Genomic DNA, 6,236 nt, shown 5'->3' with positions numbered 1-6,236 from the left:
CCCGCGGCCCCCCGCCGCCGTCCCCGCCCCGTTCCGCCACCGCCGCTGCCGCCGCGGGCTCCCGGACCGCCCCGGCGTCCGGGGGTCCGCCCGTACCGTCCGGGTGCTCGCCGTGCTCGTCCGGGCGCCCTCCCGCGCCGCCCGGACCCGCCGCGTCGTCACCCGGAACCGTCATGCCGTCGGCCGGGCCCTGCGCGGCGATCGTCCGCGACCAGACCCGGTACAGCCGGTCCAGCTCCGCCGGACTCGCCCCGCAGACCCGCGCCACCCGTTCCACCGCCCCGAAGCTGCCGGGGACGGTCGTGCCCCGGCAGTAGCGGTGGAGCGTGGACCGGCTGAGGCCGGTGCGGTGGGCCAGCGCCGTGTAACTGCGCCCGCTGCGCCGCTTCAGTTCCTCCAGCGACTCGGCCAGTCCGGCCGGTCCCGGCACTTCCCTGTCGAACGTCATCGCCCTCCCGTTGTTCCGGTCCTCCCCTCCTCGGGAGGACGGGACACGTCCCACGCCGTCCCATTCGGCTTGAAAGCGGCAGCTGAAGCCCCCTCGGGCATCCCGTCGTCCCACCTTCCCCGTTCCTTCTTGCCTCAGCACACGCCGCTGTCACAAGGTCACAACACCGACGCCACCGGAACGTGGCGACGCCGGCGCCGCTCGGGGGGAGCGGTGAACGCGTCTCGCACCTGGGAAACACATGCTGCGCATCCACTTCTCGGCCGGGGACCTGACCCGTACCCGTGTGACCGACCATCCCGACCCGCTCTGGGAATCCGTACTGAGCCTGCACCAGTTGCGGGAACGGCAGTCGGACCCCGCCATGCTCCACTGGCAGAAACACGTCATCAGGAACGGCCGGGCCCCGCTGCGCCTGCTGCTGCCCCTGGTCCCGGCCCGTGGCTACTTCCCGGACTTCCTCACCCCGGTCGAGAGCGCCGAGGGCTTCGAGGCGGGACTCGACGCCCTGCTGTCGACACCACGGCCCCAACTGCGCCTCCAGATCACCCGGTTGGCGAAGGACAAGCCGCCCGACCCCTGGCTCCGGGCGGTCGCGGAGGGCGGATCGCCGGTGCTCCACCGACTCGGCGAGGCACTGCGCGCCCACCGGCACCACGCCCTCGGCGGGATGTGGCAGCGCATCCGCGACCGGGTCGAGGCCGACCGCGCCCGGCGGGCGCGCACCCAGTTCCTCGGGGGCACCGACGCGATGCTGCGCACGTTCGGCCCCGCCCTGCGCTGGCGCCCGCCCGTCCTGGAGGCCGACTACCCGGTCGAGGCGGACATGTGCCTGGACGGCCGGGGACTGCTCCTGATCCCGTCGTACTTCTGCCACCGGGCACCGGTCGCCCTGGCCGACCCGGCCCTGCCGCCGACCCTCGTCTATCCCGCGCGGGCCGCGGTCCCGGCCGCGGCGCCCCCGCCCGAACCGGCGGGTCCGCACCTCGCCCGGCTCCTGGGCCACACCAGGGCCGCGGTCCTGGAATCCCTCGACGGCGAGTGCACCACGAGCGAACTGGCCCGGCGCGTCGGGATCTCGCTCTCCTCCGCCAGCGAGCACGCCACCGTGCTGCGGAACGCCGGTCTGGTCTCCAGCAACCGGCTGCGCAACTCCGTGCGCCACAGCCTCACCCCGGTGGGCCTCGCCCTGCTCGGCACCGGGGCCACCGCCCACGGCCCGCGATGAGGGGACGGGACGGCCCTCAGGGCTGCCGGCGCTTGCCCCACGCGAACATGAGCTGCTCGTTCGTCCTGGCCCGGTACCGTTCGCGCAGGGCGGCCGTGTAGTTGGAGTAGGTCCGCTCGCTGATCTCCAGCTTCCGGCAGATGGCGTTCCTGGTGTTGCCCTCGGAGAGCAGGACCAGGATGTCGCGCTCGACGAGTTCGCGGTCGCTGACCGCGTCGCCGTCGGCGGGATCGGGGAACCAGGGGTCGGCGGTCTCCCACTCCCGGCCGAACATCTCCATGAGCCAGGCGAGCAGCGCGGGGTCGCGGATGATGATGGCGGGCTCGGCCGCGCCCTCCCCCACCCGGATGTCGGAGACCACGCCGACGCTCTCGGTGAGGATCATGCGCGCGTACCGGCGCGACGAGGTCCTGGCCTCGGCGTTGCCCGTCCCGGACGTCATCCGGGCGTACTCCGTCTCGGGAAGACGCGTGCGGGCGCTGGTGGGGTAGATGTTCCGGTACTGCACGCCCTGGCCCAGGAGGGCCATGTCGCGGGTGATGGACCGCTGGAGCCCCTCGGGCGAGCGGGGGCCGGTCTGGGACGACCAGACGTAGTCGGAGCGCTCGATGGCGTCGAAGATGATGCTGTTGATGTCCTTCTTGGCCCTGAGGATCTCGACGGCGTTGCCCGTGCCCGTCTCCTGGCCGTCCGTCTCCCTGGCCAGCGCGTCGAGGATCGGCGCTATCTCCCTGATGCGTTCCGCGTGCCGGGCTATCTCCGCGATCTCCCGTTGGTAGAAGGTCCGTTCGGCGTGCGGAAGGCTCCTGGTGCCGAGCTGTTTGGTGAGGGGCTCCGTGAAGATCACGCCGAGCTCGCGCAGCCGCTCCAGTCGTGCGTCCTCGGCCGGCAGATCGATGCTCTCGTCGAGCACCTCCCGGTAGAGCCGCCTGTCCTCCTCGGACAGGTTCAGATCCGCCGCCGCTCCGTCGCCTTCACTGTTCTCGTTCACAGTCCCCCCTGCCTGAACGGGCACTGCAGGCATGGGCATACCCCGGTGCTTGCACGGCCACGGTTCGCACGAAAGTCTAGTCCTCAGTGATGCGGGGGCATCTGACCTGGAAATACACAGGACTTCACGCCCTTTCCCGTACGCGCGGGGTCGTTCCGAACCGAGGGGGTCGTGCCATGAAGGTGACGAACAAGGTGCTGGGTGCGATCGTCGGGGCGGCCCTGTTCGCACCCGCTCTGCTCGGCACCGCGGCGTCGGCCCCCTTCGCCGCAGGCACCGGTGCGGGCCTGGCCGGCCCCGCGGGGCCCGACGGCGGGCCGGCACCCGCCGACGCGGGTCCGACGGACACCACGACTCCGTCCACGGGCGAGGAGCCCGAGTGGGGCTGAGCAGCCCGTAAGGCCCGTACCGGGGCTCCGGACCGGGTCGTCCACCGCGCACCGCTGCGGGAAGGACTTCTCCCCGGCCGCGGCCGGACATCGGCCCACCGTCGGCGCGTGCGGCGCCGTCGGCCGTTCCCGTTCCCGTTCCCGGTTCCGGTTCCACTTCCGCTTCCGCTTCCGGTTCCGGTGAGGACTCCGGCGCCGGAACCCTCCCTGTCGCACGACCGCAGACCCACCACGAGGCCCGACGCGGCCGGTGCCACCCCGTCCGGAGAACCCCGGCGAGGGGTCGGTCCGGCATTCCCCGCGCGAGCCGACGAACAGGACCTCATCACCGCGCTCGTCACGCACGGGCCGCTGACCGCCAGGAGAGAGAGCCGGGATGGCCTTGCAGGAGCATCGACCGCAGCGGAGCACGGACGGCCACCGGCCGGCCGGCGTGTGGCACGCCCTTCGGGAGCACTGCGGGCTGCTGGCGGCGACGTGGTCGGCCAGGCGCCTGGTCCATCGCGAGTTCGCCCTCGCCCACGACATGGCATCGGTGGTCCGCGCGGTGGAGGCGAAGCGCGGCAGACCGGTCGTGATCACCGAGGCGGCACTGCCCTCCGAGGTGTCGGCCTTCTGCATGCACGGCCGGGACCAGGACCACATCGTCGTGGACGTGTGGTCCAGCGAACTGACCAAGATGCACTCGATGTTGCACGAGGTGTGCCACCTCATGGACGGCGAGCCCTCCGAGGAGGAGGGGCAGCCGATGGACGAGGAAGCCGTCCGGAGGATCCTGCCGGGCCTGAAGCCGGCGGGGGTTCTGCGGGTCCTCAACCGGTCCCACTACGACAGGGCGTGCGAGCGCAGGGCCGAGGCGTTCGCCACGGAGATGCTCCAGCGGCTGCACCTCGGCCGCAGCGGGGGCAACGACGTCATGTGCTCGGCCTTCTCCCATCGGAGTGCCGGTGTCTGAGCGGACGACGACCGCGATCTACCTCTCGATCGCCTTCCTCAACCTCCTGGTGACGTGCTGGAAGACGCTCGCCCTCCTCCGCGAGCGCACGACGACACTGGCGCTGATCACCACGAGCTTCGCCACCTCGGTGCTCGTGTACGTGGTGGCCTCCCCCGTCGGCTACCGGTTCGTCGGGGAGGTCACGGGCCGCCCGAGCTTCGCGACCCTGCCCGTGTACGTCGGGATCGTGATCTGCTACGCCATCACCCATGTCCTGACGCTGCTCTGGACCCCCGTCACACCGGGCGAGCACCGTTCGGTGCACCGCCGGGCCCTCTCCTGGTCGGCGGCGTACGGGGCGGCGATCGTGCTCATGGGGGTGACGTTCTCGGCGGCGGACCTGACCGGTCCGGCCGACCCGATGCGCTTCAACACCGCCTTCGTGCAGGGCGAACCGCTGGTGCTCGCGTTCCTGCTCGTGTTCCTGTCGGCGTTCTCCTGCGCCACGCTGAACACGGCGCGGCTCGGGCGGCGGACCGTCCCGGACGATCCCTCGGTCCAGCACTCGGTCGCCTGCTTCAGCATCGCCATGGTGATCGTCTTCGGCTACATCGTGTGCAACGTGCCGGCCATCGCACTCGCGGCGGCGGGAAACCACTCGCTCGACGGGATCGGGGTCCTGGGCTCCGTCTTCGGCACCGTCGGCACCTTCGTCACGAGCTACGGCATGTCCGGGGCCGCGATCGGCGCCTGGCTGCGCGAACGACGGGACAGCCGGGCCCTCCAGCCGCTGTGGCGCCTCGTGGTCGCCGGCGTCGACGAGAAGCTCGCCCTCGGCCCCGGCGGGAGGAACGGGCTCCGCCTCGTCAACGTCAGGTTCACCCTGCACCGCCGCGTCATCGAGATCCTGGACGGGATGCGTGTCCTGCGGGCCTGGTCGTCGCCCCTGGCCGAGCAGAGCGTACGGAGGCTCGCCGTCGCGCTGGGGGACGACGCCCGCGGTCTCGACCTGGACGCCATCACCACCGCGGCCACCCTGCGGGACGCGATGGCCCGCCTCTCGGCCGCCAGGCTGGAAGCTGCGGGGGCCGTTCCCGTCGCCCCCGGGCCGCCCCACCGGGCCCTGCCCGGCGAACGGACCGCCGCCTCGGACGAGCGTCGCCGGCTGCTGCTCGTCGCCCGGCACCTCGACCATCCGCTCGTCGCCGCGGCGCTGCGGGACGTACGGCGCCGCGAGGAGCCGCAGGACCTCGAACCCGTCGCGGGAGGGCCGGGGTAGTGCCCCGTACGGGCCGCGCGGGCCCCGGACGCCCCGGCCGGGGCGTCCGGCGTTCTCCGGGGCGGGGCGGGCTGTTCTCAGGGGCCGAGGAGGCCGCGGATGCGGGTCAGCACCCGGGCCTTCTTCTTCTCCAGGGCGCGGATCTGGTTCGTGAGGTCGATGAGCTCCTGCCCCTCGGGGTCCGGTTGCCCCTCGGGGTCCGGCCGTTCCCCGGGGACGGAGAGGGTCCCGGGGGCGGAGAGGGCCTCGGGAGCGGGGAGGGTCCCGGGGGCGGAGAGGGTCCCGGCGATCGCTTCCTGGAGCGCCCGGCCGAGCTTGTCGTCCCGCGTGGCGGCGCCGCTCCGCAGTGCCCACCGGCTCACGTCGGCGGCACGGAGCAGGCTCAGGGTGACCAGGCTCTGCTCGATCGGCTTCAGCGCCCTGGCCAGGACGCGCCGGCCGCTGAGCGTCAGGAACCGCGGCTCGACCCTGAAGAAGTCCTCCAGCGCTCCGGCCACGGAGACGCCCGGATTCCGTGCCCCGCTGAAGAGGGCGCTGATGAGCGCCTTGCTGACCTGGGCCCGTTCGGCGAGCTGACCGTACGAGTAGCGCTCCCCGTCGTCCCGGCGGCGGGTGTCCCGCAGGAAGGCCAGGCGCTCCGGGAGCGAGGCGTCGAGCTCCTCCGGGCCGAGCGGGTCGCCGCGCAGGACCGCCGCCACCTTGTCCCGGGCGATGCCCGTCGCGTAGGTGATCGCGTCGAGGTCGAGATCGTCGTGCTCCATGCCGACCTGGGGGAGCAGGTCGTTGATGGCCGTGACCACAGCCTCCAGGTCATCCTGGGGCAACGCGTCGACGGCTTCCATGCGGACGGTCTCCAAGGTCGGGGCGGACTGCGGGTGCGGTGGGTGAAGGTTAGCGGCCCCCCGCACCGCGAGTCACGGCTTGTTCCGGACCGGAGGCGCCGCCCCCGACCAGTGGTTCACAA

7 protein-coding genes are annotated in these 6,236 nt (G+C 72.6%); 4 read left to right on the top strand and 3 right to left on the bottom strand.

Translation table 11 applies throughout. The annotated features are described in order from the left end of the window. On the bottom strand, positions 1–448 hold a 448-nt coding region (locus tag EAO76_RS41225; protein WP_148841373.1), incomplete at its 3' end, for a helix-turn-helix transcriptional regulator. Between the two features lie 241 nt (positions 449–689). On the opposite strand from EAO76_RS41225, the gene EAO76_RS41220 reads away from it, so the two are divergent. After that, positions 690–1,676, top strand: coding sequence for a helix-turn-helix transcriptional regulator (locus EAO76_RS41220; protein ID WP_148841372.1), 987 nt, complete (start codon positions 690–692; stop codon positions 1,674–1,676). A 16-nt stretch (positions 1,677–1,692) separates the two neighbouring features. On the opposite strand, the gene EAO76_RS41215 is transcribed toward EAO76_RS41220, so the two are convergent. Next, positions 1,693–2,667 carry a response regulator transcription factor gene (locus tag EAO76_RS41215; protein ID WP_148841371.1) on the bottom strand — a complete coding sequence of 325 codons (975 nt, stop codon included), beginning with the start codon at positions 2,665–2,667 and terminating at the stop codon, positions 1,693–1,695. A gap of 176 nt (positions 2,668–2,843) precedes the next feature. On the opposite strand from EAO76_RS41215, the gene EAO76_RS41210 reads away from it, so the two are divergent. From EAO76_RS41210 to EAO76_RS41200, 3 genes are all read left to right on the top strand, one after another. Beyond that, positions 2,844–3,056, top strand: a complete 213-nt coding sequence (locus EAO76_RS41210) for a hypothetical protein (RefSeq protein WP_148841370.1) — start codon at positions 2,844–2,846, stop codon at positions 3,054–3,056. A 376-nt stretch (positions 3,057–3,432) separates the two neighbouring features. Beyond that, complete coding sequence (locus tag EAO76_RS41205) at positions 3,433–4,011, top strand: hypothetical protein (RefSeq protein ID WP_148841369.1); 579 nt, start codon at positions 3,433–3,435, stop codon at positions 4,009–4,011. Beyond that, positions 4,004–5,272, top strand: a complete 1,269-nt coding sequence (locus tag EAO76_RS41200) for an MAB_1171c family putative transporter (protein WP_148841368.1) — start codon at positions 4,004–4,006, stop codon at positions 5,270–5,272. The genes EAO76_RS41205 and EAO76_RS41200 overlap by 8 nt, the downstream gene beginning before the upstream one ends. A gap of 77 nt (positions 5,273–5,349) precedes the next feature. Here the strand turns inward: EAO76_RS41200 and EAO76_RS41195 are convergent, their stop codons facing one another. After that, positions 5,350–6,114: a helix-turn-helix transcriptional regulator gene (locus EAO76_RS41195; protein ID WP_148841367.1), complete on the bottom strand. Its 765-nt coding sequence runs from the start codon at positions 6,112–6,114 to the stop codon at positions 5,350–5,352. Positions 6,115–6,236 lie beyond the last annotated feature (122 nt).

It is taken from the genome of Streptomyces sp. sk2.1 (genome assembly GCF_008120935.1).
Classification (GTDB): Bacteria; Actinomycetota; Actinomycetes; order Streptomycetales; family Streptomycetaceae; genus Streptomyces.
The sequence above is the reverse complement of the archived record's forward strand: the minus strand, read 5'-3'. Positions and strand labels throughout refer to the sequence as shown.